General features: G+C 68.8%; 28 protein-coding genes and 1 pseudogene. 13 read left to right on the plus strand and 16 right to left on the minus strand.

The features are described from left to right. Positions 1-253 precede the first annotated feature (253 nt). The 7 genes from CG747_RS48655 to CG747_RS44300 all read right to left on the minus strand — a co-directional run bounded on the left by CG747_RS48655 (position 254) and on the right by CG747_RS44300 (position 5104). Positions 254-430 (minus strand): hypothetical protein, encoded by a 177-nt coding sequence (locus CG747_RS48655; RefSeq protein WP_180986003.1) that lies wholly within the window; start codon positions 428-430, stop codon positions 254-256. A gap of 56 nt (positions 431-486) precedes the next feature. Continuing rightward, a complete protein-coding gene (locus CG747_RS44285) occupies positions 487-792 on the minus strand; it encodes a PqqD family protein (protein ID WP_100607547.1) in 306 nt (101 codons plus the stop codon). Next, the gene (locus CG747_RS44290; protein WP_100607548.1) at positions 786-2519 is read right to left on the minus strand and encodes an asparagine synthase-related protein; all 1734 of its coding nucleotides are present in this window, start codon (positions 2517-2519) and stop codon (positions 786-788) included. Before CG747_RS44290 ends, CG747_RS44285 begins: the two co-directional genes overlap by 7 nt. Positions 2520-2597: 78 nt before the next feature. Beyond that, entirely contained in the window at positions 2598-2732 is a 135-nt protein-coding gene (locus CG747_RS50495; protein ID WP_257981179.1) for a hypothetical protein, read from the minus strand. A gap of 69 nt (positions 2733-2801) precedes the next feature. Then, positions 2802-2960 carry a hypothetical protein gene (locus CG747_RS48660; RefSeq protein WP_180986004.1) on the minus strand — a complete coding sequence of 53 codons (159 nt, stop codon included), beginning with the start codon at positions 2958-2960 and terminating at the stop codon, positions 2802-2804. A 141-nt stretch (positions 2961-3101) separates the two neighbouring features. Beyond that, on the minus strand, positions 3102-4325 hold the full coding sequence (locus tag CG747_RS44295; protein WP_100607549.1) for a M20 family metallopeptidase: 1224 nt from the start codon (positions 4323-4325) through the stop codon (positions 3102-3104). Then, positions 4322-5104 carry a helix-turn-helix domain-containing protein gene (locus CG747_RS44300; RefSeq protein WP_100607566.1) on the minus strand — a complete coding sequence of 261 codons (783 nt, stop codon included), beginning with the start codon at positions 5102-5104 and terminating at the stop codon, positions 4322-4324. Before CG747_RS44300 ends, CG747_RS44295 begins: the two co-directional genes overlap by 4 nt. Before the next feature lie 446 nt (positions 5105-5550). On the opposite strand from CG747_RS44300, the gene CG747_RS44305 reads away from it, so the two are divergent. Beyond that, positions 5551-6594: a serine hydrolase gene (locus CG747_RS44305; RefSeq protein WP_100607550.1), complete on the plus strand. Its 1044-nt coding sequence runs from the start codon at positions 5551-5553 to the stop codon at positions 6592-6594. A 674-nt stretch (positions 6595-7268) separates the two neighbouring features. After that, entirely contained in the window at positions 7269-8015 is a 747-nt protein-coding gene (locus CG747_RS44310; RefSeq protein ID WP_100607551.1) for a hypothetical protein, read from the plus strand. A 171-nt stretch (positions 8016-8186) separates the two neighbouring features. On the opposite strand, the gene CG747_RS44315 is transcribed toward CG747_RS44310, so the two are convergent. Next, a complete protein-coding gene (locus tag CG747_RS44315) occupies positions 8187-9296 on the minus strand; it encodes a transcriptional regulator (RefSeq protein ID WP_100607552.1) in 1110 nt (369 codons plus the stop codon). Positions 9297-10603: 1307 nt separating this feature from the next. Between CG747_RS44315 and CG747_RS44320 the strand changes: the two genes are divergently transcribed. The 10 genes from CG747_RS44320 to CG747_RS44365 all read left to right on the plus strand — a co-directional run bounded on the left by CG747_RS44320 (position 10604) and on the right by CG747_RS44365 (position 19002). Beyond that, complete coding sequence (locus tag CG747_RS44320; RefSeq protein WP_100607553.1) at positions 10604-11521, plus strand: helix-turn-helix domain-containing protein; 918 nt, start codon at positions 10604-10606, stop codon at positions 11519-11521. Then, on the plus strand, positions 11518-12207 hold the full coding sequence (locus tag CG747_RS44325; protein ID WP_100607554.1) for a hypothetical protein: 690 nt from the start codon (positions 11518-11520) through the stop codon (positions 12205-12207). Before CG747_RS44320 ends, CG747_RS44325 begins: the two co-directional genes overlap by 4 nt. Positions 12208-12421: 214 nt before the next feature. Beyond that, positions 12422-13048: a WhiB family transcriptional regulator gene (locus tag CG747_RS44330; protein ID WP_100607555.1), complete on the plus strand. Its 627-nt coding sequence runs from the start codon at positions 12422-12424 to the stop codon at positions 13046-13048. Further along, positions 13045-14766: a hypothetical protein gene (locus tag CG747_RS44335; protein ID WP_100607556.1), complete on the plus strand. Its 1722-nt coding sequence runs from the start codon at positions 13045-13047 to the stop codon at positions 14764-14766. Before CG747_RS44330 ends, CG747_RS44335 begins: the two co-directional genes overlap by 4 nt. Then, positions 14763-14954 (plus strand): hypothetical protein, encoded by a 192-nt coding sequence (locus CG747_RS44340; RefSeq protein WP_100607557.1) that lies wholly within the window; start codon positions 14763-14765, stop codon positions 14952-14954. The genes CG747_RS44335 and CG747_RS44340 overlap by 4 nt, the downstream gene beginning before the upstream one ends. A 166-nt stretch (positions 14955-15120) precedes the next feature. Then, entirely contained in the window at positions 15121-15288 is a 168-nt protein-coding gene (locus CG747_RS44345; protein WP_308303857.1) for a hypothetical protein, read from the plus strand. Positions 15289-15416: 128 nt separating this feature from the next. Further along, positions 15417-15956, plus strand: a complete 540-nt coding sequence (locus tag CG747_RS44350) for a MobC family plasmid mobilization relaxosome protein (protein ID WP_257981180.1) — start codon at positions 15417-15419, stop codon at positions 15954-15956. After that, positions 15953-17680 (plus strand): relaxase/mobilization nuclease domain-containing protein, encoded by a 1728-nt coding sequence (locus tag CG747_RS44355; protein ID WP_100607558.1) that lies wholly within the window; start codon positions 15953-15955, stop codon positions 17678-17680. The genes CG747_RS44350 and CG747_RS44355 overlap by 4 nt, the downstream gene beginning before the upstream one ends. 82 nt (positions 17681-17762) lie before the next feature. Next, entirely contained in the window at positions 17763-18206 is a 444-nt protein-coding gene (locus CG747_RS44360; protein ID WP_257981181.1) for a hypothetical protein, read from the plus strand. Between the two features lie 97 nt (positions 18207-18303). Then, positions 18304-19002 carry a hypothetical protein gene (locus CG747_RS44365; RefSeq protein ID WP_100607559.1) on the plus strand — a complete coding sequence of 233 codons (699 nt, stop codon included), beginning with the start codon at positions 18304-18306 and terminating at the stop codon, positions 19000-19002. 49 nt (positions 19003-19051) lie between these two features. On the opposite strand, the gene CG747_RS44370 is transcribed toward CG747_RS44365, so the two are convergent. From CG747_RS44370 to CG747_RS44395, 6 genes are all read right to left on the minus strand, one after another. Next, positions 19052-19504 (minus strand): hypothetical protein, encoded by a 453-nt coding sequence (locus CG747_RS44370; RefSeq protein WP_100607560.1) that lies wholly within the window; start codon positions 19502-19504, stop codon positions 19052-19054. Positions 19505-19515: 11 nt separating this feature from the next. Beyond that, positions 19516-21126: a restriction endonuclease fold toxin-2 domain-containing protein gene (locus tag CG747_RS44375; RefSeq protein WP_257981182.1), complete on the minus strand. Its 1611-nt coding sequence runs from the start codon at positions 21124-21126 to the stop codon at positions 19516-19518. A 198-nt stretch (positions 21127-21324) separates the two neighbouring features. Next, a complete protein-coding gene (locus CG747_RS44380) occupies positions 21325-22218 on the minus strand; it encodes a hypothetical protein (protein ID WP_100607561.1) in 894 nt (297 codons plus the stop codon). A 129-nt stretch (positions 22219-22347) separates the two neighbouring features. Continuing rightward, positions 22348-23034, minus strand: a complete 687-nt coding sequence (locus CG747_RS44385) for a DUF317 domain-containing protein (RefSeq protein WP_100607562.1) — start codon at positions 23032-23034, stop codon at positions 22348-22350. 79 nt (positions 23035-23113) lie between these two features. Next, positions 23114-23395 (minus strand): hypothetical protein, encoded by a 282-nt coding sequence (locus CG747_RS44390; protein WP_100607563.1) that lies wholly within the window; start codon positions 23393-23395, stop codon positions 23114-23116. A 112-nt stretch (positions 23396-23507) separates the two neighbouring features. Then, the gene (locus tag CG747_RS44395) at positions 23508-23861 is read right to left on the minus strand and encodes a DUF317 domain-containing protein (RefSeq protein WP_100607571.1); all 354 of its coding nucleotides are present in this window, start codon (positions 23859-23861) and stop codon (positions 23508-23510) included. Positions 23862-24466: 605 nt separating this feature from the next. On the opposite strand from CG747_RS44395, the gene CG747_RS48665 reads away from it, so the two are divergent. Beyond that, the gene (locus CG747_RS48665) at positions 24467-24613 is read left to right on the plus strand and encodes a hypothetical protein (RefSeq protein ID WP_180986006.1); all 147 of its coding nucleotides are present in this window, start codon (positions 24467-24469) and stop codon (positions 24611-24613) included. A 173-nt stretch (positions 24614-24786) separates the two neighbouring features. On the opposite strand, the gene CG747_RS50500 is transcribed toward CG747_RS48665, so the two are convergent. Further along, positions 24787-24915 carry a hypothetical protein gene (locus tag CG747_RS50500; RefSeq protein ID WP_257981183.1) on the minus strand — a complete coding sequence of 43 codons (129 nt, stop codon included), beginning with the start codon at positions 24913-24915 and terminating at the stop codon, positions 24787-24789. Positions 24916-25061: 146 nt separating this feature from the next. Next, positions 25062-25307, minus strand: a pseudogene (locus CG747_RS50505) (AAA family ATPase); the annotation flags it as partial. Positions 25308-25391 lie beyond the last annotated feature (84 nt).

Genomic DNA, 25391 nt, shown 5'->3' on the forward strand with positions numbered 1-25391 from the left:
TCAACTCGCGAACCGCCCACTCAGACAGCCTCGGACCGGTCGACCGGAGAAGACCTCGACCGGCCGAGAGCTGCTGACGCCACGTTAGGCGGACCGGCACGGCTGCGTATTCCTCGCACGCCCATCGGCATGCTTCCGCCACCCTCTCGCAGGCGAGATCGACGCTCTCCCAGGAGACGGGATGCTGTAGAAGCGCCCAGGGAAGGCTTGGCTTTATGCTTGACGAGGGGCCTTCCATGAGGAGGTTGCTGTGTCAACAGGAACTCTTCTGGCGATCATCATCCCCGTCGTCGTGATCGGCACCGTCGACCGCGGCGACGAAGCGGTCCGAGGCGGCGGGGAGCCAGCGCAGTGTCGAGACGGCGGCCAGTAGCCAGCCCAGCGGCAGACGGCACGCCGGAGCAGCCATCAGCAGCGCCAGGAGCGCCACAGCACGGACGGGAAGCGGAGGCAGCGGAGCCCCGCCGGCACGCGGGGCCATCCTCGTCATGCGACCATCCCCCGGCGCGTCCGCCGACCAAGGCGCGCACGCCAGGCGGGCAACGCGCTCTCCAGAAGGCCGGAGTCCGTCAGGTCACGCACGTTGCGCTGCACGGCCTCGCGGACCTGCTCACGGTCGTAGCCTTCGGCTACGAACTCCTCTTCCAGCTCGGGCAGGCTGTTCGTCAGCGCGGCCTGCCAGATGCGCACGGACGTCTCGTTGAGCCACACCCAGGTGCTGGTGCGCACAGCGAGAACGGCCGTGGTGCCGTGACCAATGTCGGCTGCGTGTATGCGGGGTGGGGTCAGCATGCGATCTCCTGGGCGTGCTGGTGCTGGTCAAGCCAGATGCAGGTGGTCAGGAAGGTGTGGAGGGCTGCCAGCGGGACTCCCGGGGTGCCGAAGGCGGCCGCGGCCAAGGACGTGGACACCGCTGCCGCGTCCACCAGGCCAGCGTGCACCAGAGGGCTCTTCGCGACGAGCCGCTGGAGGGCCGCTCTGTTGACCCGCAGCCCGGACAGCATGATCGGGGTGAACGAACCCTTGGACCGGCGCCCGGTCAACCATGCTGGCAGGTCTGGGCGGGCGGCGGCCAGCAAGGGTTTGTACTGCCCCAAGCGGCGGCGTTCGGCAGGGGAGATGGCCAGGCACGCACGGACGACGGTGTTGTCGAGGAAGGGGTGGGCCGCGCGCACGTCCAATGCCGCCAGGAGCGGTTCTTCGTTGCGCGCGACAGCGCCGGTGAAGGCCAGGCTCGCCCAGTCGTCCCACCAGCCGGCCGGGGCGGTGGGGTTTCCGTGCGCGGAGGCGGTGAGCAGGTCGGCGACCGTGCGGCGGCCGTCCGGCGTGAGCCAGCCGGTCGCGGCGTTCAGTCGACACCATGACCACAGCTTCGCGGCCGGCGGCGTCGCCCCGGCGGCCAGCAGGGTCGCCGTGCTCTGAAGCGCCTCGCCACGGCTCTGTGCAGCGGTCTCGTGGACCTCCTTCCACAGCGGGCCCGGGGCGGTGTCACGCAAGCGTGCCCATGCGACGACCTCCCGCTTGGCTTCGCGTCGGTGGCCTTGCGCGATCAGGTCGCACACCGCGGCGTGGGAGGACTCCAGCACCACGTCGCCGCCATGGCCCGTCAGGTGCAGCGGCATGCCGGCCACCGGTGCCAGGTAGGCGGCGTCCATGCCCGCGTTCGCCGCGGCCAGCGTGGGCGCGTCAGTGGCTGCGGGGGCTGGGTGGGAGAAGTGGTAGGTGAGCGGGCCGCCCTGGCAGACGTGATGCTCAACGCCGGTGAACTCCGCGACGCGCCGGGCGACCTGCACGTCTTCGGCGCAGGCCAGTTTGTCGGCGTAGGTCACCGTGCGCACCGGGCGGCGCTGAACGGCGGTGATGACCACCGTGGAGGAATCCAGGCCACCAGAAAGGTCCGCACTCACGGTGTCGTGCGGGGCAACGTAGTCGTGGATGGCCTGGGTCAACGCCTGGCCGACGGCCTGAGCGCCGTCATCCAGTGTGCGGGGCGGGGCGGTGGCGGCCACGTCGAGGAGGGCGGGGCGCCCGTCGGTGACCAGCAGGCCATGGCCAGCGGGGACTTGGTGGATCCCTTCGTACACCGAGCGGGTGGGCCAGTGCTCCAAGCCGGCGACCACGTGTGCCGTGAGCAGGGCCAGGTCCGGCCCGGCGCCCAGCGTCTCGGCGATCTGGCCTGCGCGAGAGGACCAGATCAGTCCGCGCGGCCCGACGGCGTAGAACACGCTGCGCAGCCCTGCCAGGTCGCCGGCGATGAACTGGCGCCGGCTATCGCACGCGAGCACCCAGTAGGAGCCGGGCCACTGGGTCAGTGTTGACCAGTCGCGGCGACGCACCGCTTCGAGCCCTGTTGACCAAATCTCCGTCGTGCCGATCGGGCAGTGCCCGATCACGGCCAGGGAGAGGTCTCCCTCGCCCGCGGCCAGCATCGTGGCGCCCGAGTGACATCCAGCGTCGTAGAAGCCGGGCAGGCGCTTTCCTTCACTCAGTCCCAGTCCGGGCCCGCCGGCGACCCACATCGTCTCCACGCTGCACCTCCAAGTCGAAATCACCGTGGCGCGGCACCCGAAGGCACCGCGCCACGCGAAAAGAGCCGATCACGCGAAGTAGTTGACCCAGTCGGCATCCCGGTTCAGGGCTTTGCCCTGGGTGACGGAGGCGACCGGCTGGGCCTGCATGACAGGCTCCAGGACCCTTCGCACCACGGTCTCTTCGTCGGCGTCCTCAAACATGCTTGTTCCTGTCTCCTTCGAAATGGGCGGACGTCGGTGGGGCGCGAGCTCAGGCCCGCGCCCCGACGATCAGCCCTCGAAGTAGTTGTCCTTGTCCGAGTCGTTGAAGACCTGACGGCCGCGGGTGGCCTCCACAACGGGCGCGGCGACGGCCAGCGGCGCCAGGACCGGCGTGGTCTCGGTGGTCTCGGGCTCCACAGCGACGGAGGGCAGGTCGATGTTGATCATCGTGAACTCCCAGATCGATTGGCGTGGTGGCCGCCCCCGTACGGTGCGGGAGCGGCCTTTCGACACCCCCATCACACCGCCAACAGCCCCCCGTCAGAAGGCGCGGAACTACGACTCAGGTGATGCGTTTCTCGACCGCACCTAGTCCAAAACTGACACTTCAGGGCGGGCTGATGCGTCCGCCTTCAGGAGGTCGAGCAGGGCCCGGTGGTAGGTGGCGTACACCAGCGGTAGTTCGGCCAGTCGCGCTCGCTCGTCGATGCCGTGCAGGCCCTCGTACGGGACACCGAAGCCCGCGGTGGCGGGCACGCCGTGGGACGCCAGCAGATTGCCGATGTTGGACGGCCCAGCCGTCTTCGTCGCCACCTCGACACCCAGCCTGCCCGCTGCCCGAAGCAGCGCCGCAGCCGGTTCCTCCGTCGGCGCGAGCCGGAACGGCGGCCAACACGCCACCTCCGCCACCTCGGTCGGCACTGGCCCCGGCATCTCGGCGTCCACCCGCCGCGCCGCCTCGTGCACCAGGGCGGCGGCCGCGTCCCCATCGAACGCCGAAGTCAGGCGCACGTCGACGTTCAGGTCAACGCGATCCGGCGTCACCGAGAAGCCGGAGCCACCGGAGATTGCCGTGACGGTGACCTTGGCCGGCAGCGGGAAGCGGCCGTCAGCCGCTGGGAGTTCTGCTTGATCCAGGAGCGTGACGAGGCGGGCGGCCCGGGAGATCGCCCCGGTGACGTGTCGGCTGGAGCCGGAATGCCCGGCCGGGGCGTGCACGGTCACCGTGGCTCGCCACAGCCCTCGGCCCCCCACGACGACTTCGTCGTAGCCGGGATAGCCGATCATGACGCCGGCAGGCCGTTGGGTGTCGGCGTCCGCCAGGTAGGCTCGGGCGCCGCCAAAGGCGCCCGTGTGCTCGTCGACGTCCAGCAGCACACTCACACCGCCGGTCAGCCGGGCAGCGTCGCGGTGCAGGTCCTCGGCGAGGTGGAGGAACGTGGCAGCCGCGAGCTTGCTGTCAGCCGCTCCTCTCCCCCGCAGCCAACCGTCCACCACGTCACCGGCCGTCGGAGCGAAGGTCCAAGCGTCCTCGTCGCCGTAAGCGGCAGTGTCCAGACAAGCGTCGAGTGCCCACTGCGAGCCCGGTCGTCCACCGGCGACCTCCACCAGCAGCCCCACGGAACCCTCGTCCGAGTCGTACAGCCGCCGGTACGGCACTGCCCGCTCTGCCAGCCACGACTCCGCGCAGTCCAGGACGGGCTCGTAGCTATCGAGCCCCCCACGGCTAGGCAGCCGCACCAGGTCCTGAGCCAACCGCACCACCGACTCGACACGGCAACGAGCAGCAGCCACCACGTAGTCCTCGCTCACGCTTCTCCTAGGTCCGGGCCGGCCCCTACGGGCAACCGGCGCACATCAGATATCGACTCCAGCGGCCGTGCCGCCGCGCACGCCTCTCGGCCGTGCTGGACCAGCCCGCTGGCAGCCTCCGGGCCGAGCATCACGCCGCAGTCGAATCCATCCCGGCCATGGAAACTTGGCAGGGGGATCACTGCGGCGGACTCCGAAGCAACGAAGTGCCGTTCCAGCACCGTGCGCGACTCCACCAGCCCCACTTGCAGCGTCTTGACCCCGTTCCGACGCTCGGCCGGACTGCGAATTTCCATCAGGCGGTGCAGATGGTCGGCCAGCGCGCGATGCCGAGGGGATCCGTAAAGGACGCGGTAATGCACCAGATCCGGGAAGCAGCTCAGAGTGTCCTCGATCGCCCTGAGGTAGCCGGGTTCCCGCGAGCGCGATCCTGTCACGACGAGTTGGCGTCGCGCTCCCGTGACGACCTGAATCATGGCACGCAGCAGGTCGTCATACCGCGTGATCACCTTGGTGATGTTGTCGGTTCCCGCAACCTCCAGTGCCGTTGTCGCCTCGTCGTCGTCCTGGTGCGCGAACAGCACCACGATGGGAATCTCGTACAGCTTGCTGAGCGCCTTACGGTTCCGTGGGCCCGTCCGCTTGCGGCCCGTCTCCCACGCGCTCAGCAGGGTCGGGGAAGTCCCCCCACCGGTGATCCGATTGAGCTGATCACACGCCTGTTCCTGCGTGAGCCCCTGCGCAACCCGTGCCCGCCTTAACGCTGATGGCTGCTCCATGGCCACAACTGTGGCAGCACTTCATCCGTCTCGGGCCGAAGCCGAGGCAACCGCTGTACGCAACTCCCTGAACCCCACGGCCTTGACGTAACGGATCGCCATGCTGGTGCGTCTGCAGGAGGTAAGCACGACCTTGGAGCAGGCCACCCCTTCACCACGGGAGACATCAGCACCTGACCGTAGAGCCCATGTCCCGTCCGACCTCCGCTCTCCAACATCCGCACACCTGGGTCGTCACCGCCGAGATCGTCGTCGACGAATCCGTTGCTTGGGTCGCCGCTCACGCGCGAGCCGATCGGCGCTGGCCCGAGAACCCGGCTCCCGATCCCGTATCCCCGCCAGGGGGAGACGGCGGCACAGCCCCTGTGCACGCCGCGCCACTGCGCGACCCAGCCCACCGCCGTCACTACGCTGACGGCGCGAGGCCTCCGGCGAACAGGAAGACCATGACGCACACAACTGCCCGCATCGAAGCCCTGCTGGACGAAGGCGTCCGCGACAAGGTCTACCCCGGCGCCGTGTGGGCCACCGGCGACGCCGCCCACGTCCACGCCTACGGTACGACCGGCGTCCTGGACCCCGACGAGCCGGACGTGAAGATGCAGCTCGACACCGTCTTCGACGCTGCCAGCCTCACCAAGCTTCTCGCCGTGTGGGCGTCCATCGGCGCCCTGTGGGAGGACAACGTCCTCGACCTCGACGCCCCGCTCAGCGCCTTCTGGGACGAGGTCACCGGCCATCCCCTCGGCGCGGTGACCGCCCGACAGCTGCTGACCCACACGGCCGGCGTCCCGCTGCGTGCCCAGCTGAAAAACCTCTACGGCACCGACCCCCAGACCATCCGGGCCGGCGTGCTGCACGAAGCCCTGCACCGGCCGCCCGGCGAAGTCGTCGAGTACACCGACCGGGCCGCGCTCGTCCTTGGCTACCTCGCCGAATACCTCTCCGAGGTGCCCTTGGACCAGCTCGCCGCGGAACGGACCTGGCGCCCGCTGGGCATGGCCTCCACCTGCTTCAGCCCGCTGTCCGACCACCTCGTGGCCCGCTGCGCACCAACCGAAATCGACCAGGTCACCGACGCGCATCTGCGCGGTGTCGCCCACGACTTCTCAGCCCGCCTGCTGGGCGGCGTCTGCGGCATCGCCGGTGTCTTCACCGTTCTCGACGACCTCGTCCGATTCCTGCGTTACATGCTGGATCCGGCCATGGCCCCCGCCGCAGCCGGCTTCAGGGCCGAGTGGACCGCCCAGTCCCTGACCGTGCAGACCGGCGACCTGCAGCCAGTCCGTGGCCTGTTCTGGCACCCCGCCCCCGGCACCACCGTGGAAGAGGACGTCTGGGTGCATTACGGGTTCACCGGCACCGGCATGTGGATCTCACCTACCAGGGATCGCTGGGCAGTGCTGCTGACCAACAAGCTGTACTACACCCGCGACCGCCAGCCACTGACGGAGATCCGCAACAGCTTTCGCGAACTGGCCTTCGCGTAACGGCGCCGCGCGCCCGCACCCGGTCTCACCTCCGACATCCGCAGCCGCTACCGAGCAGGTGTAGATCCCTGCGTTGTTGAACGTAGAAGTCGTCTTCCACGCGCATGCCTTGGCCGGAACTGTTGGTTGCGACGATGCGGACGCCGTCGTCGATGGCCACATGCTCGTACGTGCCGACTGAGCCTTCCGGGCGAACTACGGCATCGCAGAGCCAGGCGGCGAAGGAGCCCTTATACACCACCTCCGTCGATTCCCGCTGCCAACCGGCAATCGCGAGCCTCCCGCAGTTTGATGCTGGCCTTTGATGGCCTCGGCCCTAACATCCCCTTGCGATGGGTGGGCGTGCACGCCGTCAGCGATGCGGCGAGACCTCGCCGCGGCCTCCGCCCCACACTCGGCAGCCGTGACAGCCGGCTACGACGGCCACACCAGGATTCCGCGTTCAGAGCCCTCCGGACGCCCTCACCCGCCTGCCCAGCTACGCACCGTTCGCTCGTGTTGCCGGATCGCTCCCCGGACGCAAAATTACAAATATGGCCGATATGGGTCCTGAAGGCGGCATAGGCGACCTGGCCGTGCACCTACACGATCACCCCACGAAGGGTGACTTTCAGGCAGCACCTGTGGCTCTCTGTGAGTACAGTGGTGCAGTTCCGGTCACGCGCCGAAGGAGCATGACCCGTGAAGTCCTCGATGGCGCGATCAAACGGATCGGCCCGCCGACGCTATGCGGGGGCGATGCGACCGGTCCAGTAGTGCGGTGGCGCGACGATCAACGGACTCTCCTGCTCGACCACGGGCAGCGGGCACTGCGGCTCTGCGTGCGGCGTACGTCGGAGTTGGAGGCTGAGGAGAGCGCGAGATTTGCTCCTGGCCCGCAGTCGGACCCGGTGGGGTTTTACACAGGGTTGCCGTACGTGTGGCAGCTGTACGGCGGTGGAGTGGGGAGCCCGCCTCTTGGTTTTCCAGCCGTACCGACGGCTTCCGATTGGTCGTGGCTGGAGGGTTCGCTGGCCCAGTTGCTCAGTGGCTGGTGGGAGCAGGTGCCGGTGCAGCTTGGCTACGGCGATGCGGTCGGTTTCAACATCGATTTTCGTGGCGAAGATCAGCACTCCGACGAGCGGGTCTCCGTGATGTGCGAGGAGCCCGGGGGCTTGGTGCTGCTGGTCGACGACCGCGCCGTGCCAGGTGGTAGCCCCGAGGACGTGATGCGGGCGAGGGGATGGCACCAGCGCATCATGGGCTGGTGGCAGCGGGACTTCGAGGAAGACGGCGCGGACGGAGCGGCCAGGGCCGCCAAGATGGTCGTCGAGGAGTTGCTTCGACGGGGGGCCCGGTCGCCCGACGCCTTGAAGGTGACGGACGTGCGGGCCGAGAGGGGTGGCCTGCTCGCCCTGCCCGGTCTCGCCATCGCCCGATGACGAGACCACCCGCGACTGGTGAGCCCGCCACATGACCTGATCTTGTTCCCCAGTTCAGCGACCTCGATTCCCTCGTACTGGCCGGCGCTTCACAGCGAGCACGAGGGGATCAAATCGCCTCGGAGATCCTGACGATCCGTGCAGTGTGGGTCAGTCGTCGTCGACGGGGCTTCACCCGTACGGCAGGCTGCGGTCGGCCTCCCACTCGTCGCGGTGAATCTCTTCGAGGATCCCGATGCGTCGTCGCAGCTGGGCCGTCATCTCGCGGATCCGCTGGACGGCGTCGGCGGGCTCGGCCGGCAGCACGGCGCGGGTGAGCAGTTTGTACTCCGCCGTCGCGCCCTCGACGTGGATGGCCTGCGGCATACGGACAACCACCGTGTAGGGGTTCACCTCGGCGACGTCCCACCGGCCGTCGTGCTGGGGGGTGGCCCAGATGACGGTGCGGTTGGTGGGGGAATAGGTCAGCTGGCAGCCGGTGCTGATCAGTTCGCTCAGGATCGGCAGCACAACGGCGCCCGGGCCAGCGTATTTCGCGGCCTCGTCCGCCGTGCTGGCCGTGACTTGGCCGGGCAGCGGGCTGGCCGAGGGCTGCGAGCGCGCTTCCTCGACCGCGGGCCGCGTTGCGGAACCGGTGTCACCATCGGAGTCGTCGCGCTGGATCCAGTTCAGGATGACCAGGCGGCAGTCGGGAAGGGCGGCAGGGAAGAGCGTCTGGCTCTCCAGCTCGACGATCTCGTAGTTGTGCGCCGGCAGGGACACCCGGTAGTAGAAGGCGCCCCGTGCCTCGGTGACCTCGGACCTTGTCTCCCACAGGTGGGCGAGTTCGGGGTCCTTGGTGACGTCCGCCAGCAGGGCTCCGAGTTCGGCGTTCTGCGGGTACTGGAGCAGGGAGAAGCGAAGCATCGCCAGGTACTCGACCGCGTGCTTGGACCAGTCGACGAAGGTAGTTCGGGCTTCCTCACTCAGCAGCGCCCAACGCAGCAGGTTGGCGCCGGGCTCCATCACCCACGGGCACCAGGACGCCATCGCTTCGTTGTAGCCGATGACGTTCCAGTGGGCGTCCAGCAGCCAGGTCGGGTTGGGCATCTGCTGGTCGAGCAGTGCCTGCAGCGCTCGGCGGGTGGGCGAGTCGTACCCCGGCGCTGGAGTCACGGATCCGGCACCACCCGTGCTGTACAGGACGAGGGCCTGCTGCTCGTCGCGCCCCAGGAGCAGCAGTTCGCTCAGGACGTCGCACTGGTCGCGCTTCAGGCGCGTGTGCGCGCCGGATTCCAACATGCGATACCAACGCTCACTGCGCCCACAAGCCTCGCCGAGCTCCCGCTGGGTGACCGCCCGGCCCAGGCGGTGGCTCGCGGCGGCGCGCCACGCCCGCAGAAGTCCCGCGAGCCCCATGAGCCGTCCAGGCAGCGGCTCATCCTCCGCGCCGTCTTCCCCGTTTCCCGGGAATCGCTTAGCCATCGAGATCGTTTTGCCTTTCATACGCAGTTGTCGTTCCTCGAGACGGCAGAGGGGCATCCTATCGGCGCCCACCGACACCCAAGGCGACTTTACGCAATCACTTTTGATCTTGGTGGGGTACCTTGCTCGCCCGAACGCGAAGATATGACCCAGATCACAAGAAGAATGAGGGGGTGGAATTTACCCCTCGCGCGTAAAAGGCATCGCCATCCGTTCGGGCACGATTCGGGCATTACGACCGTCAATTTTTTTGCCGGTCAGACCGGCAAAAAAATTGACGGTCCTTGTTTTTCTGAGGATCGCCGCCGGTGATCGCCAAGTGATAATCGACGTTCCGCAACGCATGACTACTACTCAGCTTCACACCAGAGCCGACGACTTACCCTTCAGGAGCCACCCCGGCAACTCTCACCCGGCATTCGATCTACGCGCGTCGACCAGCGTTTTGGCCGATTGACTGGTCACGGTAAGTGCGACTTAAATCGTCCGTGTTCGACACTTTGCAGGGGGGCCTCTCCCGACAGCACACGGGAAGGAGCGGATCGTGCCTTCGTCTTGTTCGACAGAATCGACAGGGCGCTCATTACAGCGCGCATCCGCCCGTCACCTCCCGCTCTGTGACGCACGCCTCCCAAGACGAAGGCGCACTGGCGCTCAACGACACCCGTGGGGCACTCGCCGCTTTGCCCACATCACTGGCCGACACCTCTGGCTGACGAGTAGTGGAGAGTTTTAGAGCAAACTCTGGATCTTGACGGGGGCCCATGCGTATGTTCGTCGTCCCTCGCCGGAACCCCGGCGAGTCACCGCTGCCGCGAAGGACGCAAATGCGCAGGAGCCCACTCTGCCGAGTGACGTAGCTCGAATACAGCGACGGCGCCCGAGAGCGGCAACTCTCGGACGCCGATCACTGAACGGCTAACCCGCCTAAAAGCGGATCGTGCCCATCATCACCACGCTGAACCCTTCGCACGGGACACCTCAGCGTGACAACACCAAGGAGATTCTTGCATGTCTTGTCCCCTGCCCGAAAGGCTCGGAGACACGATCTACGCGGCAGCGCCCCTCCGCCGTCGTGAGCCTGCGGGGGCACTCTCGGTAGCCCTCGTGGACGGGAGTGGCCGATGAGTGTCGATGCCCGCGAGTGGGGGTGGGAACACAGCTCCAGCAAGGGGGTAGCGCGCCTGGTCCTGCTGTCGATCGCCGACCGCGTGCCGGACGAGAAGTGCGTCGCCTGGGCTTCCCTGGCCAGCCTGGTCACGCGCACCAACGCCTCGCGCACCGCAGTGCGGACCGCACTCGCAGCGCTCGCCGAGAGCGGCGAGTTGGAGCTGCTCAACTATCTGGACGGTCCGCAGCGCGCCTCGGTCTACCGCCTGCCGCGTGCCGCCGCCTGGCTGGCCAAGGTCGCAAAGGCCACAAAAGACGACCCCGACGCGTACGTCGAGCCACCCACGGACTCGGACCCGGTACCCGAGCTGGATGAGGAGGCCGAGACGCAGCTGCGGCGGTACGGCATCTGGCCCAAGAAGGGTAAGGAATCCGACCCCTCGCAGCGGAATCCGACCGGTGCGGAATCTGACCCCTCCCGACGGAATCCGACCCCTCGACGTGCCGGGATCCGCACCGTCGAAGGTACGGATTCCGCACCCCAGAACCGTAGTGAACCGAAGGTGAACCGTAAAGGCAGCAGTAGTGGTGCTGCCGTCACCTCGGCCGGCGAGTGGCAGATCGACCCAGCGACCCACGACTGGGCCCGCCAGCACGGGCACCTCGACCGCCTCGGCGAGGAGGGCCTGCAGGCGGCCGACGCCAAGTGGCGCGCCCACCGCGCCGCCTTCAAGCCCCGGACGGCGGCTTCCTGGGCTGCAGACTGGCGCTCCTGGGTCGCCCGGGAGCATGCCCCAAGCCGCCCGAAGCTCTACGCCCTGCCCGGCAGCGGCTCCGCCCCGAAGGGCGGCATGACCCTCGCCGAGGCCCACACCGCAGCCCTCCTCGCCGCCCTGGGCGAGCCGACCGGAGAAGGAGCAATAGCCCAGTGACCCCCCACGAAGTCGGCGCCCTGCTGGCCTACCTCGGCCGCCTCGACCCCCGCCTGATCCGGACCGACACCGGTGAGGCCCGCGACCAGATCGCCCGGTGGCACGAGCTGCTCGGCGACGTGCCCCTGGCCACCGGCCACGGCTGGGACACCCGCCTCGTCGCCCGCGAGCACATCCTGGAGTCGCCGTACCCGATCCTGCCGGTGGACATCGCCCGCAAGTGGCGCGCCTACCGACGCGACCGGCTGCAGCGGCACACCGACCCCACGCCGGCTGCCGACCCCGACGACCAGGCTGCCTGGCAGGCTGAACTGGCGCACAGTCGGCGTGCGGTTGCCTCGGGGGCCGTCATGCCCACGGCGTACCGGCAGATCGCCAGCGGGCGGGTGCGTCCTGATCTGGAGGAACGGCTGCGGAAGATCGGCTCGTGCATCCCGCCGGCCGTGCGCGCCGAACTCGCCCCCTACCGGCCCGCCCGCGCGGCCCGCGAAGCCGCCATCGCCGCAGGAAGCCCCGACGCGCTCAGCGTGCGATGCGAGTGGTGCCACGCGGGCGAGGGCGAGCCCTGCCGCAGCCGGCGCATCGGTCTGGACGGACGGGCCCGGGGGAACGCCCCGCGCGCCACGCCGCACCCCAGCCGCGTCGACCTCGCCACGGCGGCACGGGCCCAGCACGCAGCGGCGTGATCGCCTGCTGACCGCGCGCTCGGCACCACCAGCTCCGGCACATGACCCGGAGCACGGGGCGAACCGCTCGCTGAACCGCCCCCTCAACCAACTCCCCCTCCGGTGCGGCCCTGCTACCGCGCCCCTGCCCGCCTCGACGCCGCGTCCGCCGCACCCACCCGCCACCGGTGCCGCGCTACCCGCCCGCCCTCCGAGGCGACTTCCGGAGACCGACTTGCGCAACATCACCACCAACGACACCCCCACCCCGACCTTGCGGGGAATCGCCGACCACAGCTGGCAGGCCCGGGGCCAGTGCCAGAGCCTGCCGGCCAAGGCCATTGACGAGCTGTTCTTCCACGCCGCCCGCGATCGCGCGGCCATCGACGAGGCGAAGACGATCTGCGGCCGGTGCCCGGTCAAGAAGGCGTGCTTCGACTACGCCCTCGACAACGAGCTCCGCCACGGCATCTGGGGCGGGCTCACCGAGACCGAGCGCCGCCCCTGGCACGCCAAGGTCAACAAGCGCCTGGACTACAGCCGCGTCAAGGCCACGTTCGAAGGCCGCCTCGTCCACCTCAGCGACGCCGAGCGCGAGGCCGTCACCCGCCACGCCTACACCCGCGGCTGGAGTCCCGAACGCCTCGCCTACGCCCTCCAACTCGACCTCGACTGGGCCCGCGACCTGATGCGCAACGCCGCTTACGCCGTCGCCGACCGCGACCGCTACTGGGGGCTGTACGACGAGGCCGAGACCACCGACGACGAGCACGCCGAGGACGAGGCCGACGCCTCGCCCGTGCAGGTGCCCCGCCAGGTGCACACCCACGCTCTGATCGCCGCTCTCCGAAAGGCAGCATGACCCCCCTCATATCCCTCGGGAGCGTCCCAATCGACCCGGCATACGTGGTCGCAGCCGGCGCCGCGCTCGCACTGGCGCTGGTTGCATGGCGCAAGAGGCACGCACGGACCCGAGCGGAAGGAGCGCGCTCGGGCACCCTCGCGGTCTGCGTCGCCTCCCTCGCCGCCCTCGGCTGCACCATCTATTCCGGCGACACCAGCTGGCGCTTCGCCTCCGACTACCTCGACATCGCCGGCACCACCGAACGGGCCATGATGTTCGGCGCGGCGGAACTGGCCTTGTTCGCCACCGCGCTGATGGCCCGGCAGAACCTCGCCACCCAAGGAGCCCCGGGGCTGCCTGGAGGCTTGGTCTGGGTGATCACCGGGGTGCAGGTGATCCCGGCGTACGCCGAGTCGGGGCCGGTGGGCGGCACCGTACGCGCCTTCGTCGGCCCGGTCCTGGCCGCCATGCTCTGGCACATGGCCATGGGCATCGAACTGCGGCTGCGCAAGCCCGACGCCGCCTCGCAAGGGGTCCTGGCCACGCTCGGGCGGGAGATGCGTGAGCGACTGTTCTCCCGCCTCAGCCTCGCCACGCGCAACCGGAACGCGGCGCAGATCACCCGCGACCGCGCCACTGCCCGCGCGGTGACCCTCGCCTCGCGTCTGGCCGGTCTGTCCCCCGACAGGCGCAAGAAGCGGCGGGGGCAACTGATCGAGCGTCGTCTGGAGTCGGCTCTCGCTCGATCCGGTGTGGGCACCGACCCTGAACAGCGGCGTGCGCTGTTGGATCAGCTGGCCGCCCAGCGGCATGCTGCGGCGCTGGCGACGATCGACCTGCCCTCGCCCTGGTCCCCGCCCGCACGGGACCGGGGCGAGGACCACAAGGAGCAGCGCCCGGCCCACCTGCACCCCGATGACCTGGAGGCGTTCTGGGACCAGCTGGTCCGGTGGCTGCGCTCGGTCCCCGATGCCGGTCCCGAAGAAGGACATCCGCCGATCGGAGACCGTCCCGACACAAGCCACGCGGGACCGCTTGCGGGGACCATCCCCCACGGGGACCGTCCTCACTCGGTCGCCAGCGGTGACGGGGACCGTGAATCGGCTGGGGACCGTGCGGGTGTAGGGGGCAGGAGCCTTCCCGGCGTAGCCGAGACCGCCGCGATCGGGAACCGCGAAGACGCGGTCCCCGGGACCGACGAGGCCGGTGCCGACACGGGCAGAAGCGCCGCCGATGCCCGCGAAGCCGCCGCTCAGGGCGCCACGAGCCCGTCCCCAACTCTGGTCCCCAACAAGGACGAGGACCGGGATCGCCCTGAGACCGCATTGGGGACCGAGCCGCGCGGGGACCGTCCCCACACGGTCCCCAACCACGACGGGGACCAGGACCACCCCGACACCGAAACGGGGACCGAGCCACGCGAGGGCCGTCCCCACACGGTCCCCGTGCGCAGGACGCCGAAGTCGAAGGAGCCACGGAACCGCCCCCGAGGCGGGCAGGCCAAGCGCACTCGGACGCAGCAACTGACCGTGGACGAAATGGTCGAGCGAGTCCGGCCCCACGTGCCCGCGCTGCTGGAACGCGACGGCAACGAGTCCCTCACCCGGGTCCAGCTGAGGGAGATCCTCCGCGCCCAGGACCTCCAGGGCGGCCGGAACGAACGCCTCACGCCGGTCCTGCAGCAACTGCGCGACGAAACCAGCACCACCACGACGACGAGGAGTACGACCCGATGAAGACCTGCCAGCGCTTCACGCGCATCCGAAGCGGCTACGAGCAGGACATCCGCTTCCTGATCAACCACTCCGAACGCCACCAGGGCACCGTGTCGGGCAAGGTCAGCGCAAAGAACGCGATTGCGGTGAAACGGAAGATGGCCAGGGCCTTGAACTGGCACTTCGATCGCTGCCCTGAGTGCGGCTGAAGCCCGCAAAGACGCAGGTCACCCGCCTGCCTTCGGCACTTCCGAACCGGTGGCCCGGCCTTGCGCCGAGCCACCGCCCCGCGGCGGAGGACACGCCATCCACCCCCGACACCCGCGCAAGTACGCACCGACCACTGCCGAAGCCTGCGCATGGGCGGACGTGCTGGTGCGACAGCAACTCCTGCACACAGCAGTCCTGGCGCCGACCGGACAGTGGCTAGTCCAGGACCACGCCGACTCACCCGTCCGCATCCTTACCGGCCCGGCTGCCATGGTCGACCTCGCCGCCCAGATCCAGCACCGCATCCGCACCACGAGGAGCCGCATCCGATGACGAACCCGACGACAACCCCCACTCCCGCGCCAGGTGAGCCGGAGTCCAACTCGATCTCGTCGCGAGCAAGTTGGTGCGAGAGTAGTACTCCCGTTGGGAGTACTACTCTCGCTTCCTCCGCCCCGAGGGTGGCGGAAGCGGTCCAGCGCCGGGGGGCGCCGGACCGGGGGGATGCGACCGAGGGCGGCCGGCATCCCCAGGAGGAGACGACTCACCCGTGCCACAACCCGCACTGCACGTACCACGCGAGCGCGCCGTCGAGCCAGCCGCCCACGCGTAACCGCACGCCGAAGACCAAGTCGAGCAAGCGCAAGCACCTGATCACCAGCCGCTTCAACGACGCCGAGAAGCAGTCCGTCCTCGACGCCGCAGCCGCGTGCGCCATGACGCCGTCCGGCTTCCTCGCCCACGCAGCCCTCAGCGCCGCGCGCGACCTGACGCGCACGGCCGCCGAGATCGCCGGCGAACGCGAAATGCTCGCCGAGCTGTTCAGCCTGCGACGCCACCTCGGACAGATCGGCAACAATGTCAACCAAGTTGCCAAGACGCTCAATTCAGGCGGTGACGCCCCGCAGGCCGAAGCGGTCCTCTCCGCCGTACACCGTGCCGCTCGACGCGTGGACACCTTCACCCAGCACTACCTGGACAGCGAGCGCCCGGCTGCATGATCCCAAAAGTCCACGACATGGGCACGGACACCCGCGGCCTGATCGCCTACCTGTACGGTCCCGGCAAGGCCGAGGAGCACATCGATCCTCACCTCGTCGCCGCGTGGGACAGCCAGGCCCCCGACCCCGGCCGCGACCCGAAGGCAACGTACGGCGACCTGCAGCGCTTGCTCGACCAGCCCGTCATGGCGCTGCCCAGGAACGCCAGGCCCGCCGACCACGTATGGCACCTCTCCGTACGCGCCGCGCCCGAGGACCCGATCCTCACCGACGAGCAGTGGGCCGACATCGCCCGCCGCATGGTCACCGCCACCGGCATCGCCCCCGAAGGCGACGACGCCGCCTGCCGCTGGGCGGCAGTCCGCCACGCCGACGACCACATCCACATCATCGCCACCGTCGTACGCGAGGACGGCCGCCAGGCCCGCATCCGCCAGGACGGCAAACGCTCCCAGGAGGAAGCACGAAAGATCGAGATCGACTACGGGCTGCGGCGCCTCAACGTCGGCGACGGCACCGCCGCAAAACGCCCCACCAGCGCCGAACGCCACAAAGCCGAACGCCAGGGCAAGGAACGCACCCCGCGCGAGGAGCTGCGCGAGACCGTGCGACGCGCGGTCGCCGGCGCCACCAGCGAGGAGGAATTCTTCGACCGCCTGGCCGCAGCCGGCCTGCTGATCCGGCAGCGCGCCGCACCATCCGGCGACCTGCTCGGCTACAAAGTCGCGCTGCCCGACGATCGCAACGAGGACCAGGAGCCGATCTACTACTCGGGCTCCACCCTCGCCCCCGACCTCTCGCTGCCCCGCATCCGCGAACGGTGGTCCGAAACCGCCGATCCGAGCCACAGCAACGACGTGCCCGCAGACAGCTCCTCCCGCCCGTCGCCCAGCAGCCCAGGTACGGCGCGGCGCAAGGCGGCCTCGGCCGTCTGGCAAGCGGTGCTGGTCATCGACCACGGCGACGACGCGGTGGTCGCGGCGCACATCGCGGCGGCCGGCGAAGTCCTCGACGCGCTCGCCAAGACCTCCGCCGCGCACACCCGGCGTGAACTGCGAGAAGCGGCCTGGGCGTTCGAGCGGGCCTCACGCTCCCACGTCCGTGCCGAGCGCGGGCACGACCGTGCCCTGCGGCAGGCTGCCCGCGACCTCGTCTACAGCGGGCCGGCGCTCGGCCGCGGGGAGGACGGGGCCACCACGGCAATGCTGATTGACATGGCGTTCTTCCTCGTCACCGCCGCCGCCCACTGGCACGCCAAGAAGGAGCACGCCCTGCAGGCCACTGCCGCCCGCCAGGCCGCCGAGCACCTGCGCGCCGCCTACCAGGCAGCCGCACCCGTGCCCCTGGGCGTGCTGTACCAGCGCGGTCGGCGCCTGTCGCAGCCCCTGCGGCAGAAGCAAGTCGCCTACCTGCGCCAGTCGGTGCCCGAGCTGGCCGAGCAGATCCTGGCCGAGCCGGGCTGGTACGCCCTGGCGGCGACGCTCGCCGACGCCGAGAGCGCGGGTCACGACCCGGCCGCGCTCCTGGCCGAAGCAGCCGGCCGCCGGGAGCTGGACACCGCGGAGTCGGTCAGCGACGTGCTGGTGTGGCGGCTGCGTCGCATGGCCGATCTGCCCGCCGACGCCTCCGCGATGCCCGAGCCCGACGCCACCACGCCCACGGCAACCCCCAGCGCCGCACGGCCTTCGAGGAGCCGCAACGACCGGCCGGGCAAGGCCCGATGATTTCAACAATTCTAGAGTTGCAGCAGGTCAGAGGCTTAGGGCACTCTCCTGGTGCCCGCAAGACGACCAAGAAGGAGACGGCATGTTCCGACGCACTCGTGACCGCACCTTCCGTGAGGCCCAGCGTGCCGGCCAGGCGATGCTGGCGACGCCTACCGAGTGGCCGCTACCCGAAACGCCGGGCCCGCTGGCCGAGGTGACCTCGGCCGCGCCGGAGACGGCGGTGGTGCCTGACTTCCTGCCGCCGGACTTCCGGGCACCGTCCCGTCAGGACGTCTCCGGGTTCATGATGCGCTGGGATCGGCCTCTCGTGATCGGCGGGGAGGTCCGTGAGTGCCCCGAGTGCGGTGCTTACCGGAACTGGATCGTCTTCAACATGCGTGACGACACGATCTGGCTGCGCTGTCGGGCCGGCCACGAGACGAAGGAGACCGGCCTGGACACGGCCTGGTACAACCGCAACTCCGGTCCGGTCGACCATTTCCACGCCACCCTCGACGAGGGCCTGCGCCACCTCGGCCACTGACCCCCCGAAACCCCTCTCCCCTACTCCCACCTATCGCCGGCACCCGGAGGGCCGGCTCGGTCAGACCGTCCGCTCCACAGACACGTAGGGGTTTCGCATGCGCCTTCCCACCACGACCGTCCTCAGCCTGAGCGGCTTCGCCGCCCTGACCCTGGCAGGCTGCTCCAACAGCAGCACCCCCGCCGACGCCTCGGCACCTTCCGCCTCGGTGCACGCGCACCAGGGAAGCAAAAACACCACGTCGCCAGCGCCGCTGACCTCGGCCACGCTGAGCAAGCGGCTCCTGAACGACAGTGACCTGGGTGAGGGCTACACCCCCAAGGCGCCTGCCCCCGCGCAGCACGACGACGTCACCGTGCTCGGCTGCCCCGCACTGGAAAAGCTCGGCGGCGACGCCGCGGCCGGCGGCAGCCTCAACTTCCCCCGCCAGGCGAAGGCATCCTTCGCCTATGCGGGCGGCAGCGACTCCGAGGTATCCGAGGAGCTGTACAGCGACACCGCACAGAAGCTGTCCCAGGGCATCGCCAAGATCTACGACGCGCTGACCTCCTGCCCGAAGTACCAGGTCGTCTCTGGCAGTGCCCCCGTCGAGGTCACGACGCAGAAGGTTCCTACCGCCCAACTCGGCGACGAGAGGTGGAGCCAGCTCCTCACCTTCACCGTCGGCGGGCGCAGCAGCATCGTCAAGCAGACGGCCGTCCGCACCGGGACGATCGTCGTGCTGGTATCCGGCTCCCCGGCACTGGTCGATGCCCACGTAGAGAAAGCGCTCGACAAGGCCCGCGCTGATCGCTGACCCAATCCATGGACGGAAGCCCTGCCACGACTGGCAAGGCTTCCGTCATTCAGGCGTCCTCAACGTAGGCGATGTGTGCGCGGAGATCCTCCTCGATCTCTTCCTGATCACCAGAGGGCGGCAGCTCCCAGTGGGTTTCGTCGCCAATCTCCATAGCCCCTTCGCTGCTGAACCGAATGAGGTCCGGGGAAGGGATGAAGTCATCACGCAGCCACTTCGCGATGACGGCGGCCTCCCCTGGTGAAACCAGGATGAGAGTGACGCAACCGCATTCCTCGACAGGGATTGTCAACATACCTCGAACCTCAACGCCTTCGGCGACGAGCACTCCGAAGTCCAGGTAGGCGCCACCCCGGAACCTGGTGGACTGCATGCTCGTGAAGGCGTCAGGAAAACGCTGCTTGAGAGAAGCCTCGAAGTCTTCAAAGGTCAGATGCCATGAGTTCGCATCATCCACCGGGGGATAGAAAAGGAAAGTCGCGCGGTTTTCGTCGGTAGCCATTATCCGTAACCTCAGGGTTCGTAGCGTGTGGTTCCCCGCATGCCGATCATGGCCATCATGCTCTGCCAGTACGCGGAGCCTTCTTTATCGTTGGTGATGATCTCGAACCCCTTGACCCGGGAGTTACGCGGGTCTGACATGGCCGCCTGGTAGCGAACGAGCTCGCGCTCGTCCTTCGGGTACATGGCATCCCGGCGAGGATCGAACTTGACGGTCGTCCCATTCGATTCGAACTTGACTGGAGATCCTAGCGTCTTGTCGACCTCGTCCAGTCGCCGGAAGGTGTTGCGGCACTCGGGCTCCTTGACGTATTTCGCCTCCACCATGTAGCCGTCCGCGGGTCTCATCCCATCCACGCTCAGCCCCCGCCCGGATGTTCCAGGGGCTCCGGCGGGGAGAGGCACTTCCCGTTCGGGGTAGCCCGCGACCCGCAGCTGATAGGCGTTCTCCGGCTTGCCGGCGTTCCCTCCGCCGGCGAAGCCATGGGCGGGAAGCGATTTCATCCAGGTTCGAAATGCGGCCTGTTCGGCTGGGGAGAGAAGGTTGGGGTGGTTGGGCGGTAGCGGGTCTCGGTGCGCGAGGCCCGGATCCACCCCCTGCCCCATCAGCACCATCGCCGGGGTCGCAGAAGCGAGCATGATCGGCACCGGCACCCTGACACCCCCGCCCGGCAGCAGGGGTGGTCGAGGCGCGTCGTCTCCACCCGGCAGCCGTATCCGTGCTTGCGAGGAGTCCAGACTGTGCGCGATGTCACCGAGTTGGCGAATTCGAGGGTCGCCGAGGACCGCGTCGTTGAGGCCGCCGTCAAAGCCGTTGCCGCCGAACATGGGCTGCTCCCAGGGCAGGTCAAGCCGGAAGACGTCGGCCTTGTGAACGTCAATGGCAGCCAGGGCGGTTTCGATGTGATCCGCGTAGTTTTCGCAGGCGTTGGCCAGCTGCCGACACGCGGCCACGAGGTTGGCCATCAACGGCTCATCAGCCTGTGCCTGCGCTGGAGCATGGCCCGTTCCGATGTTCCGCTTGAAGTAGTCCTGGAACGCGTCGGCGGCTGCTCCCGTGTGATGCTGCCTGGCGGTCGAGGCGCATACCTGTGCCTCCTCGTAGAGCCGTTCCAAGAGCGTTCCGGCATGCCGCCAGGATCCGGCAACGGCACGTGTCTTCTGAGCCGATCCGCGGTAGCGGTCCCCGCCGCCCGGCACGTACTGGTCGTACCAGGCGGTGTCGCCGACGACCTCGGGCAACTCCCGGCCCAGCCCGATGAACCTGGACGAACAGTCCGCGGCTGGATCGCCGAGATTGGCTGACAGGTCCTCCTGTTTCCCCAGTAGCTCGGCGCTCACCTGACTCTCGGTAGCCATATATTCCCGGGCGGTCTGCATGATGCCCCTGCCCGTCGCTCCCATGAGGTAGGAGCCGAAGCCGGTCTGGTCGAGCGTGGCCGCTGCGGCAGGTTTGTAGACCGCAGCGAACGCGCGGCCGGCGTCATCGTCACCGGCCATCCCGTGCTGCTGGTCGAGTTCGCTCGCCAGGGCGATGGCGGTGTCCCGGACGCCCCGCATGACGTCCATCATCGCCATCGATGCCTTGATCATCTGGCCGGCGTTGAATTCAAAGCCGCTCAATATCGCCCCCGGTTGGCCGCACGGCAAAGCATTCGTTCTACCGCACAGTGATCGCCTGCCGATGGGCAAGAGTCGAGAACCGGACAACAGCCAGGTGCCTGGGGTCGCTATGACCGGGCGAAGCCCTTACGCACAGAGCCCGGCAGGCCACAACGGCCTGCCGGGCACAGCTATTACGCCTTACTACGCGGAACTCGTCTACGAGATAGCCCGGTTCGGCACGAGGGCGGATCCGGGACGCTGGATCGTCACCAGGCGGTCGCGTCCTATCCGGACATCGGCGATACGTTCCTCGCCAGGGAGGTAGACGAGGAGGTCGGTGTGGCTCTCGCCTCCGCGGTCGGCTACGGCCACGACGAAGTGCACCTCGGCACAGCGCGAGAGGGTGTACGCGTCGCCGGACCGGAGCGAGCTGGCGCGGGCGTCGAAGACATCGAGCGTGCGGTTCTCCCAGTCCGCGGCCTGCGTCCGCATGTGGGGCAGGGTGTAGGTCTGGCGGACGACCTCGGCCTCCTCCCAGTGGTGGCGGCACGGCGCGCACTGGTTGGGGGCTCCCGGGTTGGGGCCGGCCAGTTGCCGCTCGCAGTAGGCGTTGCCGGTCACGGAGTTACGGCGGTGCCCGGTCACCAGGTTCGCCCTGCCCTTGGGGGCCCACAGCAGAGTGTCGTCGCCGTGGCACGGCTCGCCTTCGGGCAGGACGAGGTCGCCTGCCCGCTGCCGGAATCGGTCGAGGGCCTCGCTGAGGCGGGTGCAGTTGGCGCAGACGCGACGCGCCGAGGAGCGGCGGGCTTCAAGGGGCTTGCCGCAATAGCCCAGCAGGTGGCCGGGGATCGGCCGGTGAGCCGTGGCGCTCGGGCCCGTGCCGACGGCGGGTCGGGCACCCGGCTCGCCGCCGGGGTGCTGCGGCGTGGTGAGGATGAGCCAGGCTCGCGCACAGCTCTGGCACCGGGAGTGCGCCGTGTTCTCGGCGATGGGCGCGAGATCGGGTGAGTGCGTGGCGCACGCGGTCAACGGCTGGGCGTCGAGCAGGACGCCGCGGTGGGCAGTGCCGTTCGTCGGGCCGATGGCGAGGCGGATCAAGGGCAGGGGCAAGCAGACCTCCTGGAGGTGGACGAGTGAGGTGGCCCATGAAGCTGGTGGGCACAGCGATGTGCGCCGCTTCCCGCTCGCAGGCAGGAGACGCGCGTGGGATACCGGGACGTGCGTGTCCTGGCACGGCCGTCAGCCGCGGCGGACGACGGTGAGCCGGTCCTGCGAACTCTCCGGCAGAGTGCGCCGTGGCACCGGGACCGGTGAGGCCAGCGAGGAGGCGAAGGCGGCGACCAGGTCGTGCGGAACGCTCGCGCTGAAGCTGGCACACCACAGGTAGGGGGCGCCCAGGGCGGGCTCCGCCCACGCCTGCCACCCGAGCAGGTCATCGCGCGGGTCGGCGTCGTGGATGAGCGGCGGCAGCGTCTCCAGGGAGACATGCCCGGAGAAGCCGGGGTCCGTGGCGGTCGTGCGCGGGCGGTCCATGTCGCGCAGCCAGCCCCGCGCGCCGAGCGCCGTGAGCACCGACTCGTGGTCCGCGAAACCCGTGTCGGGCACCTCCCGGGCATCGAGGGCAAGCAGGAAGTCGGCGAGCGCCTCGGGCGGGACGCCGGCGGTGAAGTAGGCGTTCCACCCCGTCATGACGGCGTCGGCATGGGGACGGGCGGACAGTTGCCAGGCAACCGGGAGTCCGCCGAGTTCGAACGGGTAGCTGGCAAGGATCCACTCGGCGCCGCGCAGCTCGTCCGGGCTCACGTACAGCAGGGTGCTGCGGGAGGTCGGCCACATGCGCCAGCCGAGCCCGCGCAGGGTGTCGCCGATCCGCTCGGCGAGGGCGTCGTCGTCACCGGCCAGGTGGCGCGGGGTGACCCAGTACACCGGGTCCGGCGTGCCGGGGCGGGAGGGATCGATGGGATGGTGCGAGTTCAGGGGCGCCTCCCTGGGGTTCGGGGGTAGTTCACTGACCGTCGCTCGGCCCGGCCGCGCCGCGCCGGCGGCGCGGGGGTGCCTCGGTCGGCTCCTGCCAGGTCAGGGCAACGGCGACGTCGGACGGCAGGTAGCCGAGCTGCTCGGCGTCCTTGGCCTCGGCGATGAAGACCACCGGTTCTCCGTGCTCGTCCACTGTGGCGATCACGTCGCCCAGGCGGTGAGCCATGGGGAAGAAGGGATTGATGGCCAGGCGGGCGGGTGCATCGCGGTCGCAGGCCGACAGGCGGTCGACGAGTTCTCCGACGGTCATCTCACACGGGTGCGATTCCAAGGCGTTCTCCAAGCGGTAGCGGGTGGGCAGGAGGCCCAACGGCAGGGGAAGGGTATGCATCACGTACGGACAGCAGGGCGCCGTGAGCACGTCACAGGGGTCGAGAGCTGGCCAGGACCTGGGCTACGGCAGCAGCGATGATCTCCGCTGGGGTCTCCGTTTCGAAGGACATCCGGTACCCGGGGACCTTCGCGGTGCCGGTGACAGCGATCACCCACCCCTCACCGTCACCGCCGGGCCGGCCCATCGGGAACCAGCCGAGGTAGAACCGCCCGTCTCGGGAGTTGACGTGGACATCGGCCCGGTCGTCCACGACGAGCTTGAAGTCAGCGTCCGTGAACTGGTCGATCACCTGCCCCGGCTGGCCGGGGCCCAGTTTCCAGGAATGCAGCCGCAGAGCCTCCACCGTCGTGGCAAATCCGGGTGAAGCTACATCCACAGTCACGAGCATCACCTCTCTGACCTCGGGGTTCTCGGGGAAGGTCGTTTAGATTGACATGCCCCTGCAGATTCCACCAGTCGTTGCGGGATCTTTCCTGTCTGCCACAGGCGAACTGGCGAAAGACGAACGTGTAGGCTCGCATTTCTCATGTCCCTTTCTCATTGACCGTGGCCTTTGTCCGGCCCAAGGGACAGTGCAGTGAGCACGCTCGCTGTCCTGTCTCACTGAGCCTGTCGGATTCTCACTGCTTCTCGTTCGCGCTGTCGGATTCTCATTGCTTCGCGCGCTGAGCGGCGACGTTTGCCTCGTACGTGGGGTTTGATCTTGTCCTGTCGCAGTGCAACTGGCGGATTCTCAATCGTTCTCATCCGTGTCATCTGATTCTTGCTGCGTCGTGCTCTGAGCGGAGGGTGTGCTTCGTTCGGGGCTCGCCGCGCGGTGGCTCGTCCGGAGCCGACGATCGCGGTACGACGTGCGAGGGGCACGGCTACTGCCGCGATACCGGCAGTGCATCGCCCCGCCTGTGTTCAGAGATTGTGCCGCTCCGGCTCCACTCCCACCGCGACCGCACGTAGTAGAAAGGAAGGATGGGAAGACAGGCTGTCGTCGTGCTCTACGTGCTCGCGCTGGTAGCCGTCGTGGTTGGCGTGGACGTTCTGTTCTTCAGGCACCAGTTCTGGGAGCGGCTGATGGTGAACATCGGAATCGTCCTAGTGTTCGCGGCGTTCGGTTTGAGGTTCCTGAAGCATTCATGAGCGCAGCCACGGCAATGCGGCTCACCCGGCTGGCGAGTGATCAAGCCCGACCGGGCCAAGTGCGGCCGGCCCTCTGGGATTCTGCAGAAGCCAGCTGTATTGAGAACGCGGCGCGGCGGGATTCCCAATCAACCTGACAGGTCTGCAGCTCACGGCAAGATCCACGGACAACTTCAACGCGACAGGACACTCGCGGCGTACGGCCGTGCCGTGGGCACGTCACCGTCCGCGGTGACGTGCAGCTCCAGCACCTGGAGCGCGACGTGCGGGGGCAGCTCCTGATCCGTGGCCAGTGCGGGCACCGAATGCGCCTGGCCGACTTCGGAAAACAGGTCCTGGCCGCGGCCCGGCCGCTCGCCGATCTGCTCGGGGTGACGGTGAGCGCGTTGGCGTCGTCGCGTCCGTTGCGCTCCGCCAGGCGGCGCAGCAGATCCGTCTTCTCCAGGGGGAGGTACACCAGCCGTGGGCGTGCGCCCGCGGCCTCCACGGTCTTGGTCCACGCTTCGCGGTCTGAGCGGAGCCACAGCCCGTGGTCGAGGACGACGTCATGGCCGGCGGCCATCTGTTCGACGAGCTGAGCACGGATGGCGTCGACAACGGGCCGCTCGCGCTCGAAGTATTCGTGCTCGGGGTAGTCAACGCAGTAGCGGCCGTGAAGGCGGTGGGCCTCCTCGTCGACGGAGAGGTGGACCAGCCCGCGTTAGGCAAGGGCCTGGGCGAGCACGGTCTTACCGGAGCGGAAGGCGAGCCGGGGGCGGCGACGTCGACGCGCCCGTGG

The sequence above is a fragment of the Streptomyces sp. CB02959 genome, assembly GCF_002803155.1.
Lineage (GTDB): Bacteria > Actinomycetota > Actinomycetes > Streptomycetales > Streptomycetaceae > Streptomyces.

What these genes read in the sequence shown, in the direction of transcription:
- CG747_RS44285 (WP_100607547.1), bottom strand. Translation starts at nt 792, where the DNA reads ATGCTGACCCCACCCCGCATACACGCAGCCGACATTGGTCACGGCACC.
- CG747_RS44290 (WP_100607548.1), bottom strand. Translation starts at nt 2,519, where the DNA reads ATGTGGGTCGCCGGCGGGCCCGGACTGGGACTGAGTGAAGGAAAGCGC.
- CG747_RS50495 (WP_257981179.1), bottom strand. Translation starts at nt 2,732, where the DNA reads ATGTTTGAGGACGCCGACGAAGAGACCGTGGTGCGAAGGGTCCTGGAG.
- CG747_RS48660 (WP_180986004.1), bottom strand. Translation starts at nt 2,960, where the DNA reads ATGATCAACATCGACCTGCCCTCCGTCGCTGTGGAGCCCGAGACCACC.
- CG747_RS44300 (WP_100607566.1), bottom strand. Translation starts at nt 5,104, where the DNA reads ATGGAGCAGCCATCAGCGTTAAGGCGGGCACGGGTTGCGCAGGGGCTC.
- CG747_RS44305 (WP_100607550.1), top strand. Translation starts at nt 5,551, where the DNA reads ATGACGCACACAACTGCCCGCATCGAAGCCCTGCTGGACGAAGGCGTC.
- CG747_RS44310 (WP_100607551.1), top strand. Translation starts at nt 7,269, where the DNA reads ATGACCCGTGAAGTCCTCGATGGCGCGATCAAACGGATCGGCCCGCCG.
- CG747_RS44315 (WP_100607552.1), bottom strand. Translation starts at nt 9,296, where the DNA reads ATGTTGGAATCCGGCGCGCACACGCGCCTGAAGCGCGACCAGTGCGAC.
- CG747_RS44320 (WP_100607553.1), top strand. Translation starts at nt 10,604, where the DNA reads ATGAGTGTCGATGCCCGCGAGTGGGGGTGGGAACACAGCTCCAGCAAG.
- CG747_RS44335 (WP_100607556.1), top strand. Translation starts at nt 13,045, where the DNA reads ATGACCCCCCTCATATCCCTCGGGAGCGTCCCAATCGACCCGGCATAC.
- CG747_RS44340 (WP_100607557.1), top strand. Translation starts at nt 14,763, where the DNA reads ATGAAGACCTGCCAGCGCTTCACGCGCATCCGAAGCGGCTACGAGCAG.
- CG747_RS44355 (WP_100607558.1), top strand. Translation starts at nt 15,953, where the DNA reads ATGATCCCAAAAGTCCACGACATGGGCACGGACACCCGCGGCCTGATC.
- CG747_RS44360 (WP_257981181.1), top strand. Translation starts at nt 17,763, where the DNA reads ATGTTCCGACGCACTCGTGACCGCACCTTCCGTGAGGCCCAGCGTGCC.
- CG747_RS44365 (WP_100607559.1), top strand. Translation starts at nt 18,304, where the DNA reads ATGCGCCTTCCCACCACGACCGTCCTCAGCCTGAGCGGCTTCGCCGCC.
- CG747_RS44370 (WP_100607560.1), bottom strand. Translation starts at nt 19,504, where the DNA reads ATGGCTACCGACGAAAACCGCGCGACTTTCCTTTTCTATCCCCCGGTG.
- CG747_RS44390 (WP_100607563.1), bottom strand. Translation starts at nt 23,395, where the DNA reads ATGACCGTCGGAGAACTCGTCGACCGCCTGTCGGCCTGCGACCGCGAT.